Annotated in this window: 22 protein-coding genes; 5 read left to right on the top strand and 17 right to left on the bottom strand. The window is 38.0% G+C overall.

Annotation, left to right across the window (positions count from 1 at the left end; genetic code table 11):
• Window positions 1–19 precede the first annotated feature (19 nt).
• A complete protein-coding gene (locus ACMA47_RS16790; RefSeq protein WP_413930693.1) occupies window positions 20–802 on the bottom strand; it encodes a helix-turn-helix domain-containing protein in 783 nt (260 codons plus the stop codon).
• 71 nt (window positions 803–873) lie between these two features.
• Between ACMA47_RS16790 and ACMA47_RS16785 the strand changes: the two genes are divergently transcribed.
• A complete protein-coding gene (locus ACMA47_RS16785; protein ID WP_413930692.1) occupies window positions 874–2,079 on the top strand; it encodes a CynX/NimT family MFS transporter in 1,206 nt (401 codons plus the stop codon).
• A 68-nt stretch (window positions 2,080–2,147) separates the two neighbouring features.
• Here the strand turns inward: ACMA47_RS16785 and ACMA47_RS16780 are convergent, their stop codons facing one another.
• Together ACMA47_RS16780 and ACMA47_RS16775 are read right to left on the bottom strand one after the other, a co-directional pair.
• Entirely contained in the window at window positions 2,148–3,260 is a 1,113-nt protein-coding gene (locus tag ACMA47_RS16780; protein ID WP_413930691.1) for a serine hydrolase domain-containing protein, read from the bottom strand.
• Window positions 3,261–3,330: 70 nt separating this feature from the next.
• Window positions 3,331–4,098: an MBL fold metallo-hydrolase gene (locus tag ACMA47_RS16775; RefSeq protein WP_413930690.1), complete on the bottom strand. Its 768-nt coding sequence runs from the start codon at window positions 4,096–4,098 to the stop codon at window positions 3,331–3,333.
• A gap of 92 nt (window positions 4,099–4,190) precedes the next feature.
• On the opposite strand from ACMA47_RS16775, the gene ACMA47_RS16770 reads away from it, so the two are divergent.
• Together ACMA47_RS16770 and ACMA47_RS16765 are read left to right on the top strand one after the other, a co-directional pair.
• Window positions 4,191–4,505: a winged helix-turn-helix transcriptional regulator gene (locus ACMA47_RS16770; RefSeq protein WP_109738916.1), complete on the top strand. Its 315-nt coding sequence runs from the start codon at window positions 4,191–4,193 to the stop codon at window positions 4,503–4,505.
• An 82-nt stretch (window positions 4,506–4,587) separates the two neighbouring features.
• A complete protein-coding gene (locus ACMA47_RS16765; protein WP_413930689.1) occupies window positions 4,588–5,142 on the top strand; it encodes a hypothetical protein in 555 nt (184 codons plus the stop codon).
• Window positions 5,143–5,243: 101 nt separating this feature from the next.
• Here ACMA47_RS16765 and bioA read toward each other — a convergent pair whose 3' ends face one another.
• Window positions 5,244–6,536, bottom strand: a complete 1,293-nt coding sequence (gene bioA / locus ACMA47_RS16760) for an adenosylmethionine--8-amino-7-oxononanoate transaminase (RefSeq protein ID WP_413930688.1) — start codon at window positions 6,534–6,536, stop codon at window positions 5,244–5,246.
• Window positions 6,537–6,557: 21 nt separating this feature from the next.
• Between bioA and ACMA47_RS16755 the strand changes: the two genes are divergently transcribed.
• A complete protein-coding gene (locus tag ACMA47_RS16755) occupies window positions 6,558–6,740 on the top strand; it encodes a hypothetical protein (RefSeq protein WP_413930687.1) in 183 nt (60 codons plus the stop codon).
• A gap of 216 nt (window positions 6,741–6,956) precedes the next feature.
• Here ACMA47_RS16755 and bioB read toward each other — a convergent pair whose 3' ends face one another.
• Genes bioB through ACMA47_RS16735 form a run of 4 tightly spaced genes read right to left on the bottom strand, consistent with a single transcriptional unit; the run spans window position 6,957 to window position 10,320 of the window.
• On the bottom strand, window positions 6,957–7,940 hold the full coding sequence (bioB, locus tag ACMA47_RS16750) for a biotin synthase BioB (protein ID WP_413930686.1): 984 nt from the start codon (window positions 7,938–7,940) through the stop codon (window positions 6,957–6,959).
• Window positions 7,940–8,554: a dethiobiotin synthase gene (gene bioD / locus ACMA47_RS16745; RefSeq protein ID WP_413930685.1), complete on the bottom strand. Its 615-nt coding sequence runs from the start codon at window positions 8,552–8,554 to the stop codon at window positions 7,940–7,942. Before bioD ends, bioB begins: the two co-directional genes overlap by 1 nt.
• A gap of 40 nt (window positions 8,555–8,594) precedes the next feature.
• A complete protein-coding gene (locus ACMA47_RS16740) occupies window positions 8,595–9,704 on the bottom strand; it encodes an aminotransferase class I/II-fold pyridoxal phosphate-dependent enzyme (RefSeq protein WP_413930684.1) in 1,110 nt (369 codons plus the stop codon).
• Window positions 9,697–10,320, bottom strand: coding sequence for a hypothetical protein (locus ACMA47_RS16735; RefSeq protein WP_413930683.1), 624 nt, complete (start codon window positions 10,318–10,320; stop codon window positions 9,697–9,699). Before ACMA47_RS16735 ends, ACMA47_RS16740 begins: the two co-directional genes overlap by 8 nt.
• Before the next feature lie 66 nt (window positions 10,321–10,386).
• Between ACMA47_RS16735 and ACMA47_RS16730 the strand changes: the two genes are divergently transcribed.
• The gene (locus ACMA47_RS16730; protein WP_413930682.1) at window positions 10,387–11,877 is read left to right on the top strand and encodes a PLP-dependent aminotransferase family protein; all 1,491 of its coding nucleotides are present in this window, start codon (window positions 10,387–10,389) and stop codon (window positions 11,875–11,877) included.
• 548 nt (window positions 11,878–12,425) lie between these two features.
• On the opposite strand, the gene ACMA47_RS16725 is transcribed toward ACMA47_RS16730, so the two are convergent.
• The 9 genes from ACMA47_RS16725 to ACMA47_RS16685 are packed head-to-tail and all read right to left on the bottom strand — an operon-like array spanning window position 12,426 to window position 26,121.
• Window positions 12,426–13,613 (bottom strand): PepSY-associated TM helix domain-containing protein, encoded by a 1,188-nt coding sequence (locus tag ACMA47_RS16725; protein ID WP_413930681.1) that lies wholly within the window; start codon window positions 13,611–13,613, stop codon window positions 12,426–12,428.
• A 2-nt stretch (window positions 13,614–13,615) separates the two neighbouring features.
• On the bottom strand, window positions 13,616–16,060 hold the full coding sequence (locus ACMA47_RS16720) for a TonB-dependent siderophore receptor (RefSeq protein ID WP_413930680.1): 2,445 nt from the start codon (window positions 16,058–16,060) through the stop codon (window positions 13,616–13,618).
• Complete coding sequence (locus ACMA47_RS16715) at window positions 16,047–17,435, bottom strand: AMP-binding protein (protein ID WP_413930679.1); 1,389 nt, start codon at window positions 17,433–17,435, stop codon at window positions 16,047–16,049. The genes ACMA47_RS16720 and ACMA47_RS16715 overlap by 14 nt, the downstream gene beginning before the upstream one ends.
• A 4-nt stretch (window positions 17,436–17,439) precedes the next feature.
• Window positions 17,440–17,685 carry an acyl carrier protein gene (locus ACMA47_RS16710; RefSeq protein WP_002979498.1) on the bottom strand — a complete coding sequence of 82 codons (246 nt, stop codon included), beginning with the start codon at window positions 17,683–17,685 and terminating at the stop codon, window positions 17,440–17,442.
• Window position 17,686: 1 nt separating this feature from the next.
• Complete coding sequence (locus tag ACMA47_RS16705; RefSeq protein ID WP_413930678.1) at window positions 17,687–19,090, bottom strand: MATE family efflux transporter; 1,404 nt, start codon at window positions 19,088–19,090, stop codon at window positions 17,687–17,689.
• On the bottom strand, window positions 19,087–20,898 hold the full coding sequence (locus ACMA47_RS16700; RefSeq protein ID WP_413930677.1) for an IucA/IucC family protein: 1,812 nt from the start codon (window positions 20,896–20,898) through the stop codon (window positions 19,087–19,089). Before ACMA47_RS16700 ends, ACMA47_RS16705 begins: the two co-directional genes overlap by 4 nt.
• A gap of 7 nt (window positions 20,899–20,905) precedes the next feature.
• Entirely contained in the window at window positions 20,906–22,222 is a 1,317-nt protein-coding gene (locus ACMA47_RS16695) for a lysine N(6)-hydroxylase/L-ornithine N(5)-oxygenase family protein (protein WP_413930676.1), read from the bottom strand.
• Complete coding sequence (locus ACMA47_RS16690) at window positions 22,215–24,623, bottom strand: GNAT family N-acetyltransferase (RefSeq protein ID WP_413930675.1); 2,409 nt, start codon at window positions 24,621–24,623, stop codon at window positions 22,215–22,217. Before ACMA47_RS16690 ends, ACMA47_RS16695 begins: the two co-directional genes overlap by 8 nt.
• Window positions 24,595–26,121, bottom strand: a complete 1,527-nt coding sequence (locus ACMA47_RS16685; RefSeq protein ID WP_413930674.1) for a pyridoxal phosphate-dependent decarboxylase family protein — start codon at window positions 26,119–26,121, stop codon at window positions 24,595–24,597. Before ACMA47_RS16685 ends, ACMA47_RS16690 begins: the two co-directional genes overlap by 29 nt.
• Window positions 26,122–26,123: the final 2 nt, after the last annotated feature.

The following is a 26,123-nucleotide window of genomic DNA, read 5'->3' as shown; positions in this document are numbered from 1 at the left end:
TCTGTATGCATTTTAAAGCCTATTGAATGGTTTTAATAAAATCCGTTGGTCTGAACTGCATCACAGACTGAAAGCTTCTGGTATAGGCCTGAACACTCCTGTACCCTACTTCATAAGCTGTTTCTGAAATCGTAAGATTTCCGGAACTCAAATATTCCAGACTCTTGATGATACGGAGCATTTGTTGATATTTGCTTAAGGTAAGACCTGTTTCTTTTTTAAAAATACGTTCTAGCGTACGGAAAGACAGAAGAGCTGTATCACTGAGGTCTTCCATTTTGATCTCATTCCGGTAATGAGTATGCAGATGCTCAATGACTTTAGCAAGGCGTTTATCTTTTGGAAGACTGATATGAAGGGTTAGAGAATGTTCTACAAACCGTGGAAGTTCGTTGAACAATGCTTTCAGGAACAGGCTCTCATGATGATCCGGAGTCATCAGCTTAGACCATTTCTCTGCATATTTTATCATTTCCTTCAAAACCGGAGGAACAGAAAATACATTCACTTCTTGATAAAAAGATTCTTGGGTGCTGATCTCTGCAAACATAATCATCAGTTTAATCTTTTCAGAATGGGAATTGGTTTTATGGACAGCATTTGGCGGAATCCATACGGCATGATTCTGAGGAAGGAGATAGATTTTTTCTTCGATAGTAATATACTGGAAACCACTCTCCACATACACGAGTTGCCCTTTCTGATGGTGATGCAGAACATTATCATGCACCCAGTTTTCTTCAAACCATACAAAATAAGGCTTTTTCAGTTCATCTATTTTTATACTATCGTTAGCGTTCATGTCGTTTCAGGTTAAAACTTTGGCAAAATTAAACAAAATTACTGTGCTAATTTTGTAAAAAAGTTTTTATTATGATGAAGAATGAAGTAAAAAAGAATGCTTCGTATGTTTTATTAATCATTAATGTTCTTGTAGTTATACTTATTTCCAGCAATCTCCGCTCACCTATTGTGGCGGTTGCTCCTGTATTGGGAGAAGTAAGAGATGCTTTGAAACTAGATAATTTTCAGGTGAGTTTACTTACTTCCATTCCACTGTTTATGTTTGCCGCCTGTTCTGTACTGGTGAGTAGATTTTCCAATAAGTTCGGGATCAGTAAACTGCTGATGTATTCTCTGATTATTCTAAGCTTCGGATTGTTTTTGCGAATCAGTGGTTCTCTATGGCTTTTGTTTTTAGGATCTTTATTCATTGGCTTAGGAATATGCATCGGAAATGTAGTTACTCCCGGATATGTCAAAAATAATTTTCCAAAACAGATTGGTCTTATGACAGGAATTTTTGCCGTATCTATGAATCTTACAGCAGCTTTAGCTTCCGGATTCAGTGTGAAAATAGGAGAATTGACAGGTTTTGGATGGAAAGGATCCCTGGGAATATGGCTGGTGATTGCTGCATTGGGTTTCCTTGTTTTATCATTGGAATTTATATTTAACAAAAGAAATCCGGCTCCACCTAAAACAGCACTCAGTACTTCAGATTTTAATATGTTCAAATCTGCCCAGGCATGGAATATCAGTATTTTTATGGGATTGCAGTCTTTATTTTATTATTGCCTGGTAGCATGGCTTCCTTCATTTCTTGCTGATTTTCATATGCAGGGAGAAAGCTCAGGCTGGGTGTTCTTTGTGATTCAGATTACGATGATTCCTGTGACGTTTTGCTGCCCGATTATTGCCAGTAAAATGAAAGACCAAAGACTGATGATCCTTTTCATATGTGCCCTGATGTTCGGAAGTACCATGATGTTTGTCTTCCTGAAATCTCAATGGATTTATGTAAATGCCGTGATTATTGGTATTTCTAATGGATTGTCTTTCAGCTTGTCAATTCTGTTTTTTTCTACGAGAACGAAAAGCAGTATCAATGCCGTTAAAATATCAGGAATGGCGCAGTCTGTGGGATATCTGATCGCAGCATTTGGACCTCCGTTGTTTGGAAAACTGCATGATTGGGATATTTCCTGGAACAGTTCATTCTATTTATTAAGCTGTGCTGTAATACTGATGCTGTATTTTGGATTGAAAGCAGCAAGAAACAAGTATGTGGAAGATTAAAACTGAACATTCAACATAACTAAAAAGGATAGAAATGACTTCTATCCTTTTTTTATTGTATTTCTGTGTTAATTCTTTTTAAGCGCCTTTAATTTTGCAGCCAAAAGACTGCTCAGTTCTACCGCTACACTCCTTTTTCCAGCTTCTACAGAGGCTGAAGAAATACTTGCATTAAGCTCAGGAATATAAATGGCGTCCGTGCCCAATCCGCCTCCATGGTTGTAAGCCGTCATTCCTCCACTTTTAATTTTTCTGATTCCAAGACAGTAATTGATTTCCAGGTTCGGGGGAACATCTGTATACATCAGTTGTAAGACTTTTGGATCTTTGATTACCTTTCCGTTAAATAAAGACTGGAAAAACATCGCCATATCTTTCACATTGGAAGCCATTCCGCCTCCGCCATAGAGATCCCAGGATGGATTAAGGTCTTTTATCTCCCAATCAAATTCTTTCCAATATTGATTAATTAATGGAAATGATTTTTTTGGTTGTTTCTCAAGCTGAATAAACCATGTATGATCAAGCCTCAGTTTTTTATAACCTAAAAGACTTCGCAAGGCCTGATAAAAAGGCTTTCCTGTTTTCTGCTCTATAATTTCAGAAATCAGAACATAATTAATATCTGCGTATTTGAAAACTGTACCAGGTTCCCCTATTTTTTGTTCTTTTCCTGCCCAAGCAATCTGCTCGTCTCTTGTCCATTGATGTGTTTTATTGCTATTGATGAAACTGAAGTAACTTTCCGTCACATAATCATGAATCCCGGATGTATGGGATAAAAGATGACGTAGATTGATTTTATTGAGATCATAACCAGCATCAGAAAGAACTTTAATCGTTTTAGGACTTAACAGATTTTTCAAAGGATCATCAATGCTGAGCTTTCCATTTTCAACCAATCTGAGAATCGCTGCTGCCATAAAGGGTTTGGTAGTACTGGCGATCAGAAGAGGTTGTGAAGGATTAATAGGAGCATTGCTTTTATTGCCATTGTGTCCTGCTGCATAACTCCAAGAAATGTGCTGGTCCGGGGCTTCTACATCTACAATCAACCCGATCATTTCCGGATGAGCATTGTATGTAGAGTCAACTATTTTTTTGAATATAGCTTCTGTATTCTGAGCAAAAGCAGAGCTGCTTATTGCTAAAGAAGCAGTGATAGAAAGTATTAAACGCATAGCAACAAAAATATTAAATCTCCCTGTAATAAAGATTACGGAGAGATTTAATATTTCTATCGTTCTGAATTTAAAAATAAAGTTCAGCTTCTTCACCATCATCAAGAACAAAACATCTTTTTTCTAATCTGTTTTCTTTGATCTTTTCTTTAATATATTTCCTGTCTTCTCTGCAATGGCTTACTGCTTCCAAATGGGTTACCCAAACAGCAGATTCCGGTGTATATTCACAGACTTTTACAATGTCTTCACTGGTCATAATAATAGGATCTCCCACAGAAAAAGTGGCTGCTCCACCTGCCACAATAATGTGCTGCGGTTGGTGTTTGTCGATTTCTGCAGCAATTTCATCATACCAAATCGTGTCTCCTGCTATGTAAACGGATTTATTATCTTTTTTAAAGACAAAACCATTCACAATTCCCATCTTTTCTCCGATTTCTCCGGTTCCATGCCGGCCTTTGGTGGTAGATATCTCAATATTTTCCCACTGAATCTTATTATTCACAGCAATAATATTGGTAAAACCCTGTGCTGCAATATGATCTGAAATAACATCTGAGCAGATGATCGGAATATTTTTATCAAGAAGTCTGACAGCCTCCGAATCCCAATGATCAGGGTGAAGATGAGTGACGGCAACAGCATCAATTTCTTTTAATCTGTTACTTAATTCTTCTTTATTAAAAGGCAGATCTACCAATGGATTCAGTAATTCGTTTTCTGTCATCGGCATTTTTCCCATTGAGCCTTTTTCACCCAGCATAGGATCTACGAGGATGGAAATTCCATCAATATTCAATAGCAATGTAGCATTGCGCCATAATTGTAATTTCATTTTGAGTATGTTTGTAGAGCAAAGCTATTGCCCGAAGAGGGTAAAACAATCGAAGGTTACCAAAAGGTTAACCACAAATATTCAACTGTGTTATGAATTTTGAAGAATTTAAAAACTGTGGATTAAGACGAAGCCTGAATATTCTTTCAGGAAAATGGAAACCATTGATCCTACACAATCTTTTTGAAGAAGATCAGGTCCGTTTTGTAGAACTTTGGCGGAATATGCCCCGGGTTTCCAAGAAAGTACTGGCAGAACAGCTCAAGCAGTTGGAAGAAGACCTTATTATTGAACGGATTGAAGTTTATAATTTCCCACCGGAAGTCTATTATAAATTAACAGAGAAAGGACAAAAACTAGGTCCTATTCTTTCTGAACTTCATTCATGGGGAAATGAATTGGGATAAAATTATTTTTTTAATATTTTATATATTGTTGAAAATTACACCGTAATTTTAAGGGTATAAAAACTAATAACAATTTTTACAAATGAAAAGAATCATTATTTTGATTTCCTGTGCAATAGGTGTATGGGTTACGGCACAGATAGCGCCACCACCAACGATTCAAAGATCTAACACCACATCCCGCGGACTTACTGTCAACTCAAGAAAAGGGACATTAATTGAAAAGAAAATTACCCATCTGGGCAAGTTCAAAAACCTGAACATTCAAAAAATTGTAACGAAAGACGTTTCTGACAATTCTTCAGATACTCTTCTGGGAATCATGTATGAATATGAAACCTTTGATGAAATCTCCAAAAAGACACTTACTATTGACAAAAATGAGTTAGGAAAACTGATTCAGGCTCTTCAGACTGTAGAACAGAAAGAAAATGAAAAGGCTGGCCAGGAAACCAAATATAAGTTTGTAACGATGACTAATATTGAATTCGGAAGTGTTTATCGTGAAAAATTTTCTTCGTGGATCAATTATATAAAAATTCCGTCCAATCATTTTAATCAGAACTTACTGGAATTCAACAAAGATGAATTAAAAGAATTGATTACTATTTTGAAGAAAGCAGAACAGGAGATTTAAAAAATACAGGCCCTGGCATTCAATATAAAAACCTTATAGGTCCTGGAAACCTATAAGGTATATTAAAAAAATTAAAAATAATTATTACCGGAACAGATCGTTTATTTTCTAAACTGATCCAGAACCTCCGTAATATTCTGATAGACAAAATCCAATTCTTCTGATGTAATACAATAAGGAGGAACCAGATAGATTACATTTCCCAACGGCCTCATAATAATCCCTCTCTGTAAGAATTCATTGTAAAGCTTCTTCCCTATTTCATTGAAATAAGAAGTATCATTCCTGGTTTTAAAATCGAAAGCCAAAATAGTTCCGATCTGACGAACCTTTTCTACATGAGGATGCAAAGCAAGTACTTTCACAAACTCTGAATGTTGATGAGTGATGCGGTTGATATTCATTTGAGTTTCGCTTGTAAGTAGTAATTCCATACTGGCAAGGGCCGCTGTACAGGCTAAAGGATTAGCTGTAAACGAATGCCCATGAAATAAGGTTTTATAACGGTCATCAGAAAGAAAAGCATCATAAATTTCATTGGAGCAGGTGGTGAGCCCCATAGGCATCGTTCCTCCTGTCAATCCTTTTGAAAAACACATAATATCCGGCTTTTCCGTAAGATAATCTGCTGCGAAAAGTTTACCTGTTCTTCCAAACCCAGTAAAAACTTCATCCTGGATCATGAGAACGCCTTCTTCCCTGCAGAATTTCATCAACTGACTAAGGTCTTCAGCTTTATACATCAACATTCCGGCAGCTCCCTGAACTAATGGCTCATAGATAAAACAAGCCACTTCATCAGCTAATTCTTTAATCTGATTCTGCAGGCTTTCCAGATTTTCTGCATTGGGTGTATCTATAAAAACAACTTCAAACAGCATGCTTTCAAAAGGTCTTGTCCAGAAGCTTTTTCCACTTACAGACATAGCCCCGAAAGTGTCTCCGTGATAGGCATTTTTAAAAGCTAAAATCTTTGTCTTCTTTTTCTCTTGATTGTATGCATATTGAATACACATTTTCAAAGCAACTTCTACTGCTGTAGAACCATTATCCGAATAAAAGACCTTTTCCTGGCCAGCCGGAAGAAGTTTCAGTAAATTTTCTGAAAGTTGTACAGCAGGTTCATGGGTAAATCCTGCGAAAATCACCTGTTCCAGTGTATTCAACTGTTCAAAAACACGTTGTGCAATATAAGGATGTGAATGTCCATGCAACGTTACCCACCATGATGAAACAACATCCAGATATTTTTTTCCTTCGTTATCATACAGGTAAATTCCTTTTCCTTTTACAATAGGAATGGCATCATCAGCTGTTTTCATCTGCGTGTACGGATGCCAGTTGACCGCTTTATCTCTCTCCTGCAGGCTGATTTCTTTTGTTATTGTATTCATATATTGATGTAAAAAGTAGAAATGAGTGATGGAGTTGGATTAAACAATAATTTAGTTGAATATGTTGTCGTAAATGTTGGATTGATCGCAAAGGCGCAAAATTTATCCTCGATCACTATTATTTTAAGGACGCAAGAAAATCAAAGATTTTCAGCAAGAGAGCTTTCATTTCCTTGTAGATTTTTTTTAATTTCATCTGCTTAATTTGCATAATCTGCGAGAGAATGAAAATTTGCAATGTTCAATTTTATCGGAGATAAAATCCTTGCGCCTTAAAATATTTCTTACTACAAAAGCTTTTGCGTCTTTGCGTTCTCCAACTTATAGAGTAGTTTATAAAAATTCAAAAACCAATTTTATAATAAGTGCTATAATAACAACAATCCAGCTCATCACTCATAATTTATAATTCATAATTATCTAACAGCATGTTTCTTTTTTCATCATAGGCTTCAGCCCTAATGTCTGCAGCATCTGCATATCTTCAGAAACTCCCGGATTTGGTGTTACCAGTAAAGTTTCTCTTTCTCCCGTGAAAATGGAATTAGCTCCTGCCATAAAGCACCATGCCTGTTCTGTTTCAGTCATTTCTATACGTCCGGCACTTAGTCTTACCATAGAAGAAGGCATTACGATTCTTGCTGTAGCGATCATTCTTACCATTTCCCAGGTATCAACTTTTTCATTATCTGCTAATGGAGTTCCCGCTACTCTGGCTAATGCATTGATAGGAACGGATTCCGGATGTTTTGGCATTGTTGCCAACGTTAAAAGCATTGAAATTCTGTCTCTGTGGGTTTCTCCAAGTCCGATAATTCCTCCGGAACACACGGTGATACCAGCTTTTCTTACGTTATTTATTGTATTAATTCTGTTGTCAAAAGTTCTGGTAGAGATGATCTCTTCGTAATATTGTTCTGAAGTATCAAGGTTGTGATTGTAAGCATATAATCCGGCTTCCTGAAGTCTTACAGCCTGTTCTTCGGTAAGCATTCCCAATGTACAGCAAACTTCCAGACCAAGATCGTTTACTCCTTTTACCATATCAATTACCCTGTCAAAATCACGGTTATTACGCACTTCACGCCATGCTGCTGCCATACAGAATCTTGATGATCCGGAATCTTTTGCTTTCTGAGCATGGGCAATTACTGTTTCTGTAGGTAATAAAGCCTGTACTTTGATATCGGTGTGATAACGGGCTGCCTGTCCGCAGTATGAGCAGTCTTCAGGACATCCGCCAGTTTTGATAGATAATAGTGTTGAAATCTGTACTTCAGAAGGATCATGCCATTCGCGGTGTACGGAGGCTGCTTTATAGATCAGTTCCATCAGAGGAAGGTGATAAATTTCCTCGATCTCTTCTTTAGTCCAGTTGTTTCTCAATGTTGTTTTTGTATCCATTATCCTATTTTTGTTATTGTTAATTGCTTTGCAGCATGTTGTATAGATTCCTTATCCGTACTGTTAATTTCAGGAATCTTTATAATTTTTGTTTCTTTTTCGATAAAACTGCAGATCACTCTTTCTGTATCTTCCGGAAAATCTCCGTTAAGAATTAAATATTCCAACTGAATTCCCCTCTGTTGTAAAGCCAGGATTGAGAGCAAGCTATGATTGATGCAGCCTAAATAATTTCTGATTACCAATGCTGTAGGAAGGCTTAATTCCTCAATAAGATCAATCATAAAAGTAGTGTCTGAAATCGGAACCATTAAGCCTCCTGCTCCTTCTACAATCAGAGGATTTTCGGTCTCTGGTAATTGAAAATCATTCAGGTTGATGGTGATATTTTCTTCTCTTGCAGACTGATGTGGTGATGCAGCCAACTGTAAACGGTAAGTTTCAGGATGGCAAAAGTTGGTATCGGTCCATGCTTCAATTTTATGACTGTCTGTATAGTGCAGATCTCCGGACTGTATGGGTTTCCAGTATTCTGTTTTAAAATGCTGAACCAAGACGGCTGAGCAGACTGTTTTTCCTATTTCGGTTCCTATTCCTGTTATAAATAATTTCATGTTTTCGGGATTCGTGTTACGGGTTTTGAATCTTTTTGCTTTAAATAAATTCTTTAATAATTCCCGTCAATTTCATAATTTCTTCTTCTGTATTAAAGCTGTGAAGACATATTCGCAGCCGCTCGCTTCCCTCTTTTACTGTGGGGCTATAGATGGCGTAGGTTAAAAATCCTTCTTCAGATAAAATGTCCTGTAATTCTTTCAGTCTTTGATTATCGGGGATTAGAATAGCTTGAATCGGGCTTGTTTCTGCCGATGGAGACTGTAAATTTCTGCTGCGAAAAACTTTGATGTTATTCTGAAGTTTTTCAGCCAATTCATGGTTTTGGTCTAAAAATTCATATCCAGTTTTGATACTCATCCACTGAAAATCCTGTGCTGATGTGGTGTAAATGAACGGACTTGCAAAATTGATCAGGTAAGATTTCACTGTTTCACTGCAAAGGATTGCAGCTCCATGAGCTCCCAGAGCTTTTCCGTAGGTCACAACTGCGGCTGAAACCAGATTCTGCAATTGGAATTTTTCAATCAATCCATACCCAAAAACGCCGAATGCATGGGCTTCATCTACAATCAATGAGGCTTTATATTTACTGACTAGTGAAGCGATTTCCTGAATAGGAGCAAAATCTCCTTCCATGGAATAAAGGCTTTCTATCGCGATATAACAATGCCCTTCCTGTCTTTTTAAAATATTTTCAAGATCTTCAATATCATTATGCTTGAATTTCAGTTTTTTAGCATTTGAAAGCCTACAGGCATCATGTACTGACCGATGGATCTGTTCATCGACAATAACTACGTCATGGCGACTGGGGAGCGTAGAAAACAAAGCCAGGTTTGCATTATATCCGGATGGAAAAAGCAATACAGACTCAAACTGATGTTTTTGAGCGATATCCTTTTCCACAGAAACTGCAGTATCACTGTTTCCGCTAATCAACCTTGAACCTGTACTTCCGGAAAGTAGTTGAGGATGATCTGTAATCTTTTGCAATAGTAATTGCTGAAGCTCTTTACTTTTTGCCAATCCCAGATAATCATTGGAATAAAAATCGATTCCATCGGATTGAATTCGCAAACGCCTTAACGTCCCTTCCTCCTTTCTTTTGTCAAGAGATTCCTGAAAACGGGAGCTGGTATTAAGCATAATTCAACTGAGCGACTTCCTGAGTAATTGCATTGATCCATTCTTCATGCAGTTCTTTTTCTATCGTCAGAATATGATCCGCGTGATGTTTCCAATCTGGTGAAAACTCATTAAGCTGGTTGATCATTTCTTCCAGATGCCCTTCTTCTTCAAGAATAATAGATTTGACCATAATTTTAGAAGAAGCTTCGGTAAGCGCCTGCTGATAAACAGGATAAAGCTCATCTGCACGAACTTCAATAGCATACGTTACAAAAAGGTAAGCGGCATATTTAATATCTGTTTTATCAAGATTAAAGGCTTTCTGAAGATAGCGACAGGCTTTAATATCCAATGAGTGAAGATATTGGCTTGTGGCGATAGGGGCCAGAAGTTCTGTGCTTTCGTAGGTTTTGCAAAGCTCAGGGTTTATTTTGCCAATTTGTTTTTTTAAATAATAAGCGTGGCGGTGTTCCTCAGCAGCATGTTTCAGCTGGATCTGAGAAACCAGGGTTGGATGTTCACATTTTGATATTTTTCTTGCACCGGCATTTTCCATAAAAGAAAGAGTGTTCAGCCATTTGGCGTGGGTACTTCCTTCCTGTACAATTTTTTTTAACAGATGATGAAATTCCATAGATTTTTATTTTGATGTCAAAAGTAGTATATTGCCGGATGGTTACATGGTGCCAGTTTTGATATTATGGATAGTCCGGTTAAGATTCCCTACGAAAGTTTTATAAAAATTGATAGAAAATCAGAGACTTCTATCTATCTGCAAATTGCCAACCAGCTGATCAATGCCATTCAGAGAGGGTTTCTTCCCTTTGGTACAAAGCTTCCAGGCACAAGAACTTTCAGTGAAATGCTGGAAATCCATAGAAATACAGCCGTTGCAGTATACGATGAACTGTCAGCTCAGGGCTGGACCGAGAGTTTCCCGAATAAGGGAACATTTGTCATTGGAAAAGATCAGGAAAAACCTGTCAAAGTGAACGATTTTGAGCAAAATAACCTTCAAAATTACCCTGTTTCGACTGGTTTTTCGTTCAAAACATCCAATATTCTCGATAATCCTTTTGAACATTCGGACTGTGAGTATGTCTTTAATGATGGGGTACCGGATATCCGCTTAACCCAAATCGGACAGCATTCACGGTTTTATAGTTCTATTTTAAAGCGTAAATCCAATCAGAAAGCGTTGGGACATTATAATCATGACGGGAGTGAATTTTTTAAAGAACATTTATCCCAATACCTGAATCTTTCCCGTGGACTTCCTATTTCCAAGAATAATCTACTGATCACCCGAAGTACGGAAATGAGTATTTATATTGTTTCTGAAATTCTTCTCTCGGCTGGTGACACTGTATTGGTGGGAGCTTTGAGCTATTTTTCCGTCAATATGATCTTTATGAAAGCTGGGGTTGATATTGTTTCTATTCCCATTGATGAGGAAGGAATTATCGTAGAAAGTGTTCGTGAAGCCTGTAAAAAGCAGAAAATACGGATGCTTTACCTGACACCTCATCACCACTATCCTACTACCGTTGCTTTGAGTGCTCAGAGAAGATTTGAGTTATTGGAACTCGCAAATGAATACGGATTTATTATCCTGGAAGACGATTACGATTATGAATTTCATTATGATAAAAGCCCCATTCTTCCTTTAGCCAGTGCGGATACGAATGGAATGGTAATCTATATTGGATCTTTCGGGAAATCTTTAGCTCCGGGATTCAGAACAGGATTTATTGTTGCCCCGGAGAATCTGATGACAGAAATGCGTAAATATCTGGGGATTATCGACCGTCAGGGTGATATTCTGATGGAAAGAGCGCTCGGAGAAATGATTGCCGAAGGGGAAATCAACCGTTATCTGAAAAAGTCTTTAAAAGTATATCAGGAAAGGCGTGATTATTTTGCTGCATTACTGGAAGAAAACTTAGGTGATTTTATTACTTTTCAGAAACCTTCTGGCGGGCTCGCCATATGGCTGGAATGGAATATTCCGCTAAATCTGATGCAACTTAGCCGAAATTGTGCAAAGGATAATCTTTTTATTCCTAAAACATTGTTGTATCAGAATAAAGGGCTTACGGCAATGCGTTTAGGATTCGGAGATCTTAATTTTGAAGAGATGAATAAAGGAATTGAGGTTTTTTCAAAAAATGTGAAGGGATTGATTGGGTGATTAAATCTCTCGCAGATTTAGGAGATTCTGCAGATTTTTTATAGATACCAATAAAGTTTGTAAAAAATTACATCATATTTCCTGCTGAAAATCTAATATTGAGCGAAGTCGAAATGTTCTTGCGTCTTAAAAATGCATTAGGATTAAAAAACTTGCGCCTTTGCGATTTTCCAAAAAAAAGAGATTATTTTATTTTTTGAACGCAAAGGCGCAAGTTAGATTATAACGTTTTGTTTTTAAGGCGCGAGGATTTTATCTCTGATAAAATTGATTGAGAATATTTAAAAATAGAAATTGTATAGCATTCTACATAATTGTTTTTAACCACAAAAGGCACAAAAGTCTTGATCACTTACAATTTTTAAGAGCCTGCTTTAGGTTTAATAAGTACACATGAGTTTTTAGAAAATCTTTGATTTTTATCTTATATGAACTTTTCTACATCTTCGTTTTCAACTTAATTAAGTGAACCAATGTATTTTTAAAATAAAAGCTTTTGTGACTTTTGTGGTTTTAAAAAGAGTAAAGCCCCTTTCCAGAGGCTTTTATTAATGATGAGTAGGAAAAACTACTTTGTTTTTCTTATGTTTTGGTTTCTTCTTTTTCTTATTCAAATAGATAATAAAACCGGTAATCGGGAGTGACAGTGCGATAATTGCTGCCAGAAAATAAATAATTCTGGTGGTCAGCCCCAGGATACTTCCGGTGTGAAGATCATAATTTCTGTCTCTTAATGCGGTTCCATATCCGATATTTTTGTTTTTATATGATTGAGATTTTAAAACTTCTCCTGAATATTGATCAAAATTAAAATGTTCATTTCTGTATTGCCTTCCGTCATACGTCAGCTCAGCATAATAGGTTCCTTCTTCCGATCTTGGAAAGTTGACTAGTGCTGATTTCTTGCCTTTCAATCCTTTTTCCATTGTATTTCTAATCAGATTAAGGATATTTTCACGGTTTGAAAATTCTTCGGAAGGAATTGTACTCTTAGCTTTCTTTTCTGTGGGAATATTTCCGTTCAGCGTGTTCTTTACCCATTTATCTACATCTTCAAAGCTCCATATCAATGCGGAATAAGAGATTAAAAGTAAAGGAATGATGGCATAGAATCCCAAAACATTATGAGCATCATAGTTAATCCTTTTCCAATTGGCCGATGTTTTAATGAAAAACATTCCTTTCAGCATAGCTTTACTCATTTTTCGGGGATACCATATCACAAGCCCCGATAAAAGAATGACAGCAAATATCAATGTGGAATAACCGGTAATCGCTTTTCCGATTTTTTCACCCAACAGAAGTCTTCTGTGAAGATCCAGTACAATTTCAAAGAAATCCTTTTTGGCGTCTTCCACTTCCTGTACTTTTCCGGTATAAGGATCTACGTAAATTCGATAATAATAAAGATAAGTTCCCCAATACGTCCATGCTTCGTCATCCATTTTTAAGGTACGGAATACATACGTTCGTGAGGGATCAGAAGGCATAACAACTCTTTTGACCTTTAAACCTTCGGGAAGTGCTTTTTCTGCTTTTTCCGTAAGTTCTGCCAATGAAAGTTTTTTTCTTCCAATGTTTTCAACGTAATATCGGTTGGGGTGAACAATATGTTTTAATTCTTCTTCAAAAGCCAGGATACATCCCGTAGCGGCCATGATAATAACTATAAGCCCGGACGTTAGTCCGAGCCATAGATGTAACTGATATGCAATTTTTCTAAACTTTAACTTCATTCTTAAAATTTAAAGCTTACCTCAGCAACAAAATTACGAGGCATCTGAGCGACAACCACTCCCTGCCCTGCAAAATATTGTACATTACCCAGGTTATTCATTTTAAATCCTAATCTGTATCTTTCTTTTTCAAGGGAAATAGAAGCATTGATCAAAGTGTAGGCAGGAAATATAAATTGTCCGGTTCTCACTTTATTTCCGGTAATCTGTTTTCCTACACGGTTTACCCCGAAACCTACTCCCAATCCCTGAAGTCCTTTGATCGGAAGGATATAACTGATCCAGGAATTGAATACATTCGCAGGACCTGCAGATTCCGGACGACGTCCTTCTACATCGGCGTCTGCTTTTTCAAATCTGCTGTGGTTATAAGAATATCCGGCCATAATGTTTAATCCCTGAACAGGATTCATGATGGTTTCAATTTCAATCCCTTTACTTCTCTGTGTGCCATCCTGAACAACAATATTGTATTCTTTTCCGTCACGGATTACGCCACTTCCTCTCTGGATGTTATCCACAAGAATATCGTAGTATCCAACGGTGAAATTAATTTTGTTTCTCCAAAGATTTCCTTTTAATCCTACTTCCCACTGATTGGCCATCTGAGGTTTCATTTCTCCGCTATAATCTGGCAACTGCTGTGTAACAGGTGCAATATAGCTGAAACCGTTCATATAGTTTCCATAAGCAGATAATTGATCTTTAAGAATCTGGTATACGATTCCCACTTTTGGAGACCATGCCGTCTGCTTAAAATCACCAGTACGTTTGTTATCACTCATATTAAGTTGTCCTTTACTTTCGTAATGATCCATACGTAAGCTTAAAAGGGTAATCAAACGGTCTGTAATATAAGTTACATTGGATATATAGGCTCCATAAAGGTTTGATGAAGAAGTATTTCGTACTAACGATGCTGGAGAAGCTTGAATCTTTTTTAATGCCAAATCTTTGGAAATGTTACCATATACCCCTGTTACCGGTAGTACCACTGGCCCTGTAGGATTTGTCCCATCAATGTAATCATACACTACAATCGGAGAGTGATTATTGTTGATAGATTGATTTAAATAATCTAATCCGATCAACACTTTATTTTTAATTTTTCCGATATTAAATTCTCCGTTGAAATTCTGCTGAACACTTGTAGAAGAAGCTTCCGAGTTCTGCCACTGCACGTTACGTTCCAGCAGAGCATCACTGGTTGTCCCTCTGATAAACTGATATTGATATAATCCTTCCGTTTTTCTGAAGTTTCTTGAAAGCAACGTTTGCGAAGTCCATTTATCCGAAATTTTATAATTAGCCTCTGCTTTTACATTGATAGACGGAGCTTTTAAGGTCATATCATTGTTGGAGTAAGATCTTTTCCAGTCGAATCCAAGTTCATCCGGTGTATGAGCAACATAAGGTCTTGTTCTGGCCAGAAAAATAATTGGAGTGTTTGTTCCTTCATAATTGTAGATCTGAGCCCCCAAGTTAAATTTCAACCTTTCATTAACCTGATAGCTTACAGTAGGCGCTACAAAGAATGACTTCCTGAATTCAGAATCTCTGAACCCGTTCTGATACTGATAAGCAGCATTCAAACGGAATAACATATTTCTGGATTCTGTAATCGGACCATAAACATCAGCGGTTACACGGTTCAGGTTGTAGCTTCCCATCAGATAAGAAGCTTCGCCCCCGAAATAATCTTTCGGTTTTTTGGTTACTGCGTTAATCAAACCTCCAAAAGAAGTTACCGCACCTCCGTACAATGTTCCTGAAGGACCTTTGATCACTTCCAGGCGTTCGAGATCGGCAGGATCAATTTCTCCGTTAGTGGTTGCAGGAACACCGTCTACCATTGATACTTTGGTAGGGAATCCTCTAAGGCTGTAGTAGAAACTTCCGTCTCCGGAACCTCTTCCCGGACTACCCTGCATTTTTACCATACCCGGAACGTTTTTCAATACTTCCGAAATATCGTAAGTAAGCTGTTCCTTCATGATCTGCTGGTTGATGCTGGTGTAAGCCTGTGGATTTTCAAGAACTTTCAAAGGCATTTTAGCCACTGAAGTACTGTCTTTATCCAAAAATTTATTTCTACTCACTGCATATACGGTAATTCCTTCAATCACATTATTGTGTAAAGGAGCGTAGATCGCAGGGATTTCATAGACATCTTTCTGAATATGGATGGGTTCCCTCATCAGTTCGATATCATTTAAAACCACCTGAAGCGTATATTCTCCAGGTGGCACATTTTCAAAGTAATATTCTCCTAAATTATTGGTTTTAGCCTGATAAGACGTGTTGACAAGTCTTAAAATAGCGTTTTTTACTGGTGCTTTTTCAGACAGCATGATTTTGCCATGAATTCTGTCGCCCTGTTGTGCAGAAAGCGAATTTGAAGATAAAGCAAGACCAAGAAGTAATATAAGGGTTTTAGATGTTTTCATGCTGTAAGTTTTGTAACAGGGGATAGTTTATTTTACCGTTTTGTGATAATGGGAATGATTCTATACGTTCTGTGCGTACATATTGCGGGTTGATACGCAGTTTATTTTTAATGGTTTCGGTGATGATCTGAGGATCTATTTCCGGATTGTCATACAATACCACAATTTTTTTATCATTGGCATTCAGACATACGAAAGTATTGCCCTGCATTTCATTTTTAAGGATAAATTCTACCTCATCGAGATTAAGACGTATTCCGAAAAGCTTCATGATACGTTTTATTCTTCCTGTGATATAATAAATTCCGTTTTCACCTTTTCTGGCGGTATCTCCGGTATGCAATACGGAAGGCTGCTCATACGTAGCAAGATCTTCCAGTTTATTGGCATAGCCTCCGAAAATACTGACATGAGAAAACAGTAATTCATCCGTTTCAGGATCAATTTTGAAGCTTCCTCTTTCCACCACAGTTCCGATTGATGTTTCTTCTTCCAGCAATCCTTCTGTGGTAAGGTAAGCCATTCTTCCTCCTGCTTCCGTCTGTCCGTATTGTGCAAAGAAATCTTTTTTGAATTCATGACAATAAGAGAAAATAGTTTTTCTCAGCTCAGCGTTGATTACTCCTCCGGTATGGGTAAAATACCTCAGACTTGGAGAATCTTTTCTGAAGAATCCTATTCTGTTCAGGTTTTCATAAAGGAAAGGAACTCCGCCCAACGTACTGTAACCGTACTCCTCCATTTCATCCCAGAATGCTTTCTGCATAATGTCTTTATCTGTACACACGATTCTTCCGGCACGCATACAGTTGGTAGTGAAAATAGAGAATCCGTATACAAAGTTGATCGGAACATTTAAAGGAACTACATCCGTTTCCTGAATCGGCATGTACTGAAGGATGCTCAATGCATTCTGATAAAGACTTTCATCAGATAATTTAACCAGTTTCGGAACACCTGTTGTCCCTGAAGTGCTCAAAAGGATTTTGATGTCAGGGTGAATGGTAACTTCACTCTTATAATCATCCTTTGCAAAGATGCTGATGTTGTCTGAGAATGCTTTCAGAGTATATCCTTCAATGGCTTCTCTTTGGGGATCAAAGATGTATTTCGGACGGTATTCCGCCTCAATACGTTCTTTGAATTCCTCATGCAGTTTCTGCCCCAGTACCGCAATGGTGTGTGCTGTACCATAAAAATTGAGCAGCACTTCAATACTTGACAACTGATTGTCATTGTATAAAAAGAGCAGCCCTTTTTCTACCGGGTTTAAGCCTAAAGACCGGTACAGCGTTCCCACCGGTATTGTTGTACCGGTGGAAGCATCTGTAAACCCCAAGTTCTTATTGGCAATTACATTTTCTAAAATTTTCATATGCTTAGTTTTCTACGAATACATCGTATTTTTTCATTTTTTCGCGAATCTTTCCGACGGTTCCCATCTCCAGAATATCGTTAAAATCAAACTTGATCTGATAAAACTGTTCAAGCGCTTCTACGATAAGAAGGTGAGACATAGAGTCCCATTCCGGGATTTCCTGATACGTTAGTTTTTCATCTACCAATTCTTTCTTTATTGCGATGGCAGAGGCGATAATTTCATAAAATTCTTCTGTAGTGTTCATTTTAAATTTTTATAGTTTTCCATTTTCCATTTTTAAAAATCATGAGGAATAGCACAGCCAAAACAATTTCCGAAGAAACAATGGCAGTAAATATTCCTCTCAGTTCCCACTGAAATCTTACTCCTAAGAGATAAGCCAGAGGAAGCTGAATCACATAAAACATGACGAGATACAGCAGTGTAACCTGCAGAATGTTTCCAGCGGCATTCAGAGCACGGCTGATCACCATGGTAAATCCTAACAGCAGATAAGCCATCGATACTACATGGATGTATTGAACCGCATATCTGGCAACTTCCGGTTCTGTAGTGAAAAATTTCACCACATATTCCGCTGCAATCTGCCAGAATAAGGCTACAAGTACCAGATAGGTCATGTTGATCGTTCCGGCTCTCCAGACTGTTTTTTCAGCACGTTCCGGCTCTCCGGCACCCAAATTCTGACCAGTAAGGACTCCGGCAGCATTTCCTATTCCCCAGGCAGGCATCGTAGCTACAGAAGCAATACGCTGGGCAATGATATATCCTGCAAGCGCTGTGGTTCCGAAAGTGGAGATTATTTTCACCATAATCAACCAGCTGGATGTAGGAATGATATACTGAACCAATCCTCCAAAGGCTATTTTCAGGATCTTTTGTAGCAATGGAATATCAAGCTGTAAAGGAACTCTGATGATGATACTGGTTTTTCCGGACATCAACACGAATGCCTGGTATAAAACCCCTAAAAGCCTTGATAAAACCGTAGCATACGCCAATCCCATCAATCCAAAAGCAGGTATAAAACCTAATCCGAAAACAAGGATCACTGCAAAAATGATATTGGAAATATGGCAGATCCAAAGTGATTTCATGGCAATATCGGCATCACCAGCCCCTCTGAAGAGTCCATTCACAGAGAGACGGAGAATCACCAGCCCGATACTCAGGAAGACCAGTCGTGAGAAAGAAACGCCTTCGGTTACCGTACTGGCATTGATTCCCAGAAAATCAACAATTTCTGATGCGAAAAAGCAGGAAACTCCACCAATAAGCACCGCAAAAAATAGGGCCAGCAAGATGATGTATTGGGCTGTTCTGCCCATTCCTTCTTTATCTTTTTCACCCGCTCTTCTGGCGGTAAGAGTTGCTGCTGCAATTCCCAAACCTACTGCGATGGCATAAGCGAAGTTGATGTAGTTATCTGTAATTCCCACAAGCCCAAGAACCTTGTCTCCTAATTTTGCGATAATCAATAGATTGACACTCACAAAAACAGATTCCATGACAAGTTCCATCACCATGGGAATGGCAAGACTAAAGATGGAACGGTTGATACTTCCGGAAGTCAGTTCAACTTTCTTTCCGGCTATGGCTCCATACGTAAAAACCGCTCCTTCTTTTAGTATATGCAGGAATTTCCTCATACTGCTGCTACTGAATTTTTATTGGCAATCTGATACAGCGGATTAGGCAGCGCTCCGTCTTTTCTCGGAATGGCAAATGCCTTGTTTTCACTGTAACCGTTATTTTTCAGACGCAGACTGTTGATATAGAATCTTTTGAATGCCGGCACATACAGGTCATACTTTTCGTATCTTTCCTGAAGGTGGGTATTCTCAGCTTTATAATTTTCTACACAGTTGTGAACCAGTTCCCAGAATGTCTCTTCATTAAAGTTGGAATAGGTATGCAGCGCATTCGACAGATATCTGAAGAAGGCATCAAAAACTCCAAGCAAAATAAACAACGGGATATTTTCTTTGTTGGAAGACTGGATCAGACCGTCCGCAAGGTGTGCAGGAAGCTTTTCTCTGGCTTCTGTGGTAAGTACAATATCATCCACAAAGTCTTTGATTACGATTCTCTTTGGAACTCCGTTTTTCAAAACCACCATAATGTTTTCTCCGTGTGGCGTTACACATAATGAATGGGTGTAATAAATGTGTAATAATGGGGTAAGATAAGCATCAAGATAGCTTTCAATCCATTCTTTAATGCTCACTCCTGCTTTTTCAGCAAATGCCTGAACCAATGGAACTCCGCTCTCATCTACATAAAGTAAAGAGGCCATAGTTACCATTTGTTCGTCTTCTTTCAGATAGTTTTCAGCACTTTCTCTCCATAATGCTCCAAGGAATTCATTGTATTGGTAAGGTACGCTCGCAATAGCTCCATATTGAGGATGCAGATAGGTGATGGCTGCCTCTTCTCCTAAGAAAATAGTTTCTTTGTTCTCAAGGTAAGCATCATCCTTAATTAAACCTTTTACCCAATCTGTAATGGCTGGAGCAATTTTCATCTGCTTAGGTGATAATCCTCTGATATTTCCTGTGCTCAGAATAGAAACAGCGGTTTTCAGGTATCTCTTTTTAGGATGATCCACATTGAATAAAGTACGGATACTCTGCTGCGGACTGTACGTATCGCTACCCTCTCCTAATTGAATTAAAAGTCCGGAAGCAATATCTCCCGCAAAATGAATCTGAAGCTTATGCTCCCACTGCCAAGGATGTACAGGGATAAAATGATAATCTTCAACAACTTTTCTTTTGCTCAACAACTGCTGCTGAAAATCATTATATAAATCCTCTCCTATTTCTGAACGATAAAATTCTTCTCTGTTGATATGTTCCAAAGACTGGAATGACGATCTGCTTTTATGAGATGCCAGCCAGATTACTTTTAAATTTTCATCGGCTTCAGGGGCAAATGTTTTAAGATCTCTTGGTGAAAAACCTAATCGGCTTTTGTTCACAATTACCCACGGATGTCCGGTCATATTATGCTCTACCGTCTGATAATCCGCATCAGCAAGCTCTTTTGAAGACATCACTCCTCTTGATAAGATTAAAGCATCACAATACAACGTATGCAGTAATTCTTCCGTGTATCTTGCAATGGTATAAGGATCTAAGTCAAAAACAGTCTGCATTTCCAGAAAGAAAGCTGCTACATCTACAGAAGACAAATCTTCACCGTTTTCTGTTTTTGTAATGCTGTCTTTATCAATATGCCAGTAATCCATCATTCTTTCCTGTCCGCGGAAACTGTAGATAATATTTTCAACTCCGGTTTCAAGGGTAAAAACAGTATATCCGTTTTTATTTTCAAAAGTTACCACAGGTTTTAGAAGCTCTTCATGCATCAATTCTGCGATGGTTTTGGCCATTAGGTTTCTGTTGGCCTGATTCCAGTTTTCCTGGCTTACTGTATTTTTTAAGTTGGTGTTCATTTTTTGATTAAATTTTGGCAGTTGGTAAATCAGCATATTTTTCCACATCGAAATCCTGGAAAGCAATTTTCTTTTCAATTTTATAATGCTCTCTTCCCAGAATGTCATTGATGATGTAGGAATTACGGTAAGCAGCCATTCCAAGGTCTGTAGAAATATAGCTGTGGGTATGAACTTCAGCATGAAGCACATAGATTTCGCCTCCGTTGTGATCTATTGAATAATTTCTGTTAACATCAAACAATCCACTAGAATCTCTCTTGATTCTATCCTGAATATTCTTTAAGAATGCAGGCTCATGGTAACGGTATCCTGTTCCCAAAATCAGATAATCAGCTTCCTGATCATAAGGTACTTCCTGCTCCAGTTGGGTAAACTCAAGATTGATGAAATCCGGATTGCTGTTGTCTACTCTATTCAGCTGACTGTTAGGAATAATTTTAAGATTAGGATCAGCATTATCGATATTCAGATCGTAAATGAAATCGTAGATATCATTGATCAGATCGTAATTGATTCCTTTAAACTGCGCTTGCTGTTTACTTAAAATGGTTTTCCTTGCAGACTCACTTCTGTTATAGAAATATTCTACATAATCAGGAGAAGTAAGCTCCAGGGTCAGCTTAGAATATTCCATAGGGAAAAATCTGTCCGGACGGGAATACCATCCCAGTTGTGTCTCTTCATTTCTGTTTTGAAGAAGGTCATAAAAAACTTCTGCGGAACTCTGGCCAGAACCAATAATCGCTATTTTTTTACCCTGAGATAAAAGCTCTTCTTTTCTGTACAGATAAGAACTTGTATGAATAACACGGGAATCATCTTTCGGAATGAAAGAAGGAATATGAGGTTGTGTTCCCGTTCCTAAAATCAGTCTTTCCGTTTTGAAAACCATAGTTTCTTTGGTTTTGGTGTGAATAGTCGTTACATGATATAAACCATCTTCATAAGTAATATCCACTACCTGAGTAGAGAAACGGCATTGTGGAAGCTGTTCAATCACCCATTGACAGTAACGGTTGTATTCTTTTCTCGGAATGAAAAAATCTTCTCTGATAAAAAACTTATAGAGTCTTCCGGTTTCTTTCAGATAATTCAAAAGGCTCAAAGGACTGGTAGGATCAGCCATGGAAACGCAGTCACATAAAAATGGAGTCTGCAGGGTTACATGGTCAATCATCAGTCCCGGGTGCCAGTCGAAACCATCTCTCTGGTCCAGGAAAAGGGTTTTCAGTTCCGAAATCGGATTAGATAATGCGGCAAGTCCCAGATTAAAAGGGCCTATACCTATGCCTATTACATTGTATACGGCTTCGTTAGTCATTTTTTGTGATGTTTGTGGTGATTTGTACCTCTTTATTCTGTGGGAATTTTTCCCAGTACCATTCTCTGTAACAGAAGTTCAGATTGGCTTTTTTATGAGGCATTTCTATTACTTTATCTACTTTGAAGCCTACATGGGCTTTGTTCATCATAGACGCAAGTGAGTCTACAGATCCTTCGCCTACCATTTTTCCTACCTGTGGCTGTGCAAAAACATAGTCAACCATAGATTGAGTGGATGGAGATACAAATTTCTTTTTAGGATCAATAGGTGCAATAAACTGATGTGTTCCGTAATCGGTAGGCAGCACTTCGTAATAATCGCCTACGATATCTCTACAAGCCCAATACACCTCAATATTACATGAAGGTTCATCGTTTCCTGCGATGATATAACTGTGCGCTTCATCACTTGGAAGCATCAGTCTGTAGTACGTTTCCAGCTCATCAATAGGCCAGTTCATCTGCCAGATTTTTACAGCATGTTCACGGTTGAACCACTCATGAAGCATTTCAAGGTCATTTTCAAGATCTATAGGACGTATACTCATCGTCACGTCTTCTTTCTGGAAATACCTTTTAAAGAAAACTTCTGTTCCCTGTGGATTGATTAGCTGATCCGAGAAGAAATGTTTGTGAAGAAGATTCGGAACTTTAGCATATGAAATTGAAGAAGCATTCACGCCGCCGTCTACATCAGCAACCGCCGACTGAAGGTTTGATTTTACTGCCCAATATCTTTGATTCAAAGCATACTCCGTTAATGATGAAGGTTCAGTTTCGTGAAGATTTTCAAACTCTCTGTACAGAATATGGATTAATCTTCTTTCTTTCACCAATCCTGTTTTGCCTATTGAAGCAATCAATGCACTCAGATTACTTACCAAAAGATGATGAGAAATAATGTCCAGAAGACGCTCGTCCCTGATGAAAAGATCATCTACTTCAGGATAATCTTTGATCAGAGATTCATATTTTTCTTTAAAGCTTTCTTTGATCAGATATCCTTGTCCGTCTCTTACATAAATAGACTCAGGAAGAAGTTGATTATCCAATTGAACAAGTAAGTTTTGCTGATGAACTTCAGGAGCCATGCCTAATTGATTGTACAATCTGTTTAAAGGAGAAAGCAGTAGGTTTACATACTTTTCAAACCAGATAATCGCTGCTTTTTCAGCATCTACCCCTAATTGATTCGCAACATTTTTAAAGAAATGCGTCGTAAAATTGAACCCGTCCGTAGATTCATCCTGACAAAGTCTTGCTAACAGAATGACTTTATCTTCATTGGAAAAAGGATTTTCGCGGAGCAGTATATTCAGACTGTCCATATTCTTTCCCCCATAATGAACGCTTAACGTGGAAGGTTCCAGTAATAATTTAAAATTCGGGAAGTTTTGTTCAAACGAAGCTTTTTGATGCTGCCACCAGATTGCCGAAGCATAACCTCTGTTGAGATCTTTTAAGCTGTTTGTTCTCACAGAGCCTGTCATTAAAACATGCAGAGAAAATTTCAACATCCAGCTGAAATCAGGATTGTATACCGTTCTTATGGAAGATGTTGCATAAAAATCCTCACCCAATGGCCCGATGTGAATAATTTTCCCGGAACCCAGCATTTCAGGGTATTCTGCTGTTGATAAAAGATATTGTGCCTCCCATGGATGGCATGGAACTATATAAAAATCATTTATGTTTTCAAAATCGTAGCTTTCTGGCAGTGAAGTCCATTTTTCAAAGATTTCCTTTGCAGAAATTCCTGGAAGAGATTTTTCCGTGATGCAGTCCTTATGAATCAGGAAATAATCCAGCTGAAATCCTTTTCCGAATTCGGGACCGTATAAAAGCTGTTCTTCCTCAGAGAATCCCATTCTTGATTTGGTGAAAGGATGCAGATTGTGTCCGGCAGGAAGCATTTGCTCTGATTCAAGAAAAGAATAGGTCAACAACTGATCATCCTGAAGACAGGCTTCTGTAGTCAGTTCCAGATTTCTTAAGCTGCTTTGAATTCTTTCCACAAAGTTTCTGAAACCCGTTTCGTTGGTAGTCTCAGAAAGTTCTGTGTAAACCAGTTCAGTAAGCTTTTGATCATTCACTTCAAAAACTTCCTGATTTTGATGATCTACCGCCCACAAAACAGGTCCGTATTCATGAAAAAGAGTTTCAGAACGATAAGAAACCGGAGCAAATAAAAACAGTCCGCTTTTCTTCATTTCAAATCTCATAAACAATGAATAATCACTGTTCTGAAGAGCCTTTGCTGTCAGAAGATCATATTTCGGAACACCCTGATAGAATTTTCCGTTTCCCAGTTCTCTCAGCATTCCGTTCAACAGAATTCTGAAAGTAATTTCTTTGGCTTTTTCTCCCGTTCTATTTTTCTGAATTAAAGTCTTTTCCATGATTTTTGATTGTGGTGAGAATTTGATGAATGTCTTCTGTTGTCGTAATCGGGTTCAGGAACGTAAACTTCAGATAGAAGTTCCCGTCCACTTTTGTACTTGCTACAAGGATTTCTCCACTGTAGAACAGTTTCATCTTGATGTATTGATTCAGAGCATTCAGATCACTGATTTCCGGATTGATATATCTGAAAACAAGAACACTTAAGTCAGAATCTGAAAGAAGTTCAAAATCTGCATCTTCCGTAATCATTGCAGCTGCATCTTTGGTAAGATCAATCACAGTATCTGTGTATTCTGCCAACTGTTCTTTACCCATCATTCTTATGGTAAACCAAAGTTTTAAGGCATCAAATCTTCTCGTACTCTGAGTAATGGATTTATTGATCTGTGCCGGAATTTCTTCTTCGTCCATTTCTTTAGGATTCAGATAATCGGCGTGATGTTTAAGAATCAACAGCTCTTTTTTATTTTTAACAATGAAAGCACTGCTGCTGATAGGCTGGAAGAATGATTTGTGATAATCAATCGTTACGGAGTCTGCTCTTTCAATACCATTGATCAGGTCACGGTATTTTTCACTTAATAATAAAGCACAACCGTAAGCGGCATCTACGTGCATCCAGATGTTATAATGTTCTGCAATATTGGCGATATCATCCAGTGGATCGATATTTCCAAAATCTGTAGTTCCTGCCGTTGCTACAATACCAATAGGAATATTTCCTAACTGTTCTTCTCTCTTGATATACTTTTTCAAAAGAGAAATATCCATACGGAAACGGTCATCCGTAGGAACTTTAACAATACTTTTCTCACCCAGTCCCATAATGGATGCGTTTTTCAGATTGCTGAAGTGAGATTTATCTGAAACAAATATTCTGAAACGGCTTGCCTCCGCTGGCAGACCATCCATCTTTATATTGTGGTTGTATCTTTTCTGAGAAAAACAGTCACGCATCATGACCAATCCCATTAAATTACTCTGTGAGCCTCCTGCGGTGAAAACACCGTCGCTTTCATTCGTATTATATCCGATCTGACCGGCAGTCCAGTCGATCAGTTTTCTTTCCATAAAAGTTCCTCCGGCGCTCTGATCATAAGTATCTTGTGAAGAATTGATGGCACTTACAAGAATTTCTCCTGCCAATGCCGGGATTACTACAGGACAGTTAAGGTGAGCTACATATTGTGGAAGGTGAAAAGCGGTGGCATGTTTCACATATATATCATCTACTTCTGCAAGAAGCTCATTATAATTGGAAAGTTTTTGATTAAGGTCGATCTGTTGTACCATTCCTTTCATTGTTTTGGCTTCTATACCACTGAAAGGCTTGTTGTTTCTGTGAAGAAATTCCTGAACCAGGTCTAAAGTACTGTTGACAGCATTACGATAATGATCATAATTGTCAGGATGAAAAATATTCCCAAAATTCCCCGAAATGTGAGGTGAAGTGGTGCTTGCGAGCTCTTCTAGGGATATTAAATTGTTGTTCATAA

This window comes from Chryseobacterium sp. T20 (genome assembly GCF_047345655.1).
GTDB lineage: Bacteria > Bacteroidota > Bacteroidia > Flavobacteriales > Weeksellaceae > Chryseobacterium.
This window is presented reverse-complemented; position numbering and strand designations above follow the sequence as displayed.

Excerpts from the sequence above, each read along its gene's own strand:
- ACMA47_RS16790 (WP_413930693.1), bottom strand. The coding sequence starts at position 802 with ATGAACGCTAACGATAGTATAAAAATAGATGAACTGAAAAAGCCTTAT.
- ACMA47_RS16785 (WP_413930692.1), top strand. The coding sequence starts at position 874 with ATGATGAAGAATGAAGTAAAAAAGAATGCTTCGTATGTTTTATTAATC.
- ACMA47_RS16780 (WP_413930691.1), bottom strand. The coding sequence starts at position 3,260 with ATGCGTTTAATACTTTCTATCACTGCTTCTTTAGCAATAAGCAGCTCT.
- ACMA47_RS16775 (WP_413930690.1), bottom strand. The coding sequence starts at position 4,098 with ATGAAATTACAATTATGGCGCAATGCTACATTGCTATTGAATATTGAT.
- ACMA47_RS16770 (WP_109738916.1), top strand. The coding sequence starts at position 4,191 with ATGAATTTTGAAGAATTTAAAAACTGTGGATTAAGACGAAGCCTGAAT.
- ACMA47_RS16765 (WP_413930689.1), top strand. The coding sequence starts at position 4,588 with ATGAAAAGAATCATTATTTTGATTTCCTGTGCAATAGGTGTATGGGTT.
- bioA (WP_413930688.1), bottom strand. The coding sequence starts at position 6,536 with ATGAATACAATAACAAAAGAAATCAGCCTGCAGGAGAGAGATAAAGCG.
- ACMA47_RS16755 (WP_413930687.1), top strand. The coding sequence starts at position 6,558 with ATGAGTGATGGAGTTGGATTAAACAATAATTTAGTTGAATATGTTGTC.
- bioB (WP_413930686.1), bottom strand. The coding sequence starts at position 7,940 with ATGGATACAAAAACAACATTGAGAAACAACTGGACTAAAGAAGAGATC.
- bioD (WP_413930685.1), bottom strand. The coding sequence starts at position 8,554 with ATGAAATTATTTATAACAGGAATAGGAACCGAAATAGGAAAAACAGTC.
- ACMA47_RS16740 (WP_413930684.1), bottom strand. The coding sequence starts at position 9,704 with ATGCTTAATACCAGCTCCCGTTTTCAGGAATCTCTTGACAAAAGAAAG.
- ACMA47_RS16735 (WP_413930683.1), bottom strand. The coding sequence starts at position 10,320 with ATGGAATTTCATCATCTGTTAAAAAAAATTGTACAGGAAGGAAGTACC.
- ACMA47_RS16730 (WP_413930682.1), top strand. The coding sequence starts at position 10,387 with ATGGATAGTCCGGTTAAGATTCCCTACGAAAGTTTTATAAAAATTGAT.
- ACMA47_RS16725 (WP_413930681.1), bottom strand. The coding sequence starts at position 13,613 with ATGAAGTTAAAGTTTAGAAAAATTGCATATCAGTTACATCTATGGCTC.
- ACMA47_RS16720 (WP_413930680.1), bottom strand. The coding sequence starts at position 16,060 with ATGAAAACATCTAAAACCCTTATATTACTTCTTGGTCTTGCTTTATCT.
- ACMA47_RS16715 (WP_413930679.1), bottom strand. The coding sequence starts at position 17,435 with ATGAAAATTTTAGAAAATGTAATTGCCAATAAGAACTTGGGGTTTACA.
- ACMA47_RS16710 (WP_002979498.1), bottom strand. The coding sequence starts at position 17,685 with ATGAACACTACAGAAGAATTTTATGAAATTATCGCCTCTGCCATCGCA.
- ACMA47_RS16705 (WP_413930678.1), bottom strand. The coding sequence starts at position 19,090 with ATGAGGAAATTCCTGCATATACTAAAAGAAGGAGCGGTTTTTACGTAT.
- ACMA47_RS16700 (WP_413930677.1), bottom strand. The coding sequence starts at position 20,898 with ATGAACACCAACTTAAAAAATACAGTAAGCCAGGAAAACTGGAATCAG.
- ACMA47_RS16695 (WP_413930676.1), bottom strand. The coding sequence starts at position 22,222 with ATGACTAACGAAGCCGTATACAATGTAATAGGCATAGGTATAGGCCCT.
- ACMA47_RS16690 (WP_413930675.1), bottom strand. The coding sequence starts at position 24,623 with ATGGAAAAGACTTTAATTCAGAAAAATAGAACGGGAGAAAAAGCCAAA.
- ACMA47_RS16685 (WP_413930674.1), bottom strand. The coding sequence starts at position 26,121 with ATGAACAACAATTTAATATCCCTAGAAGAGCTCGCAAGCACCACTTCA.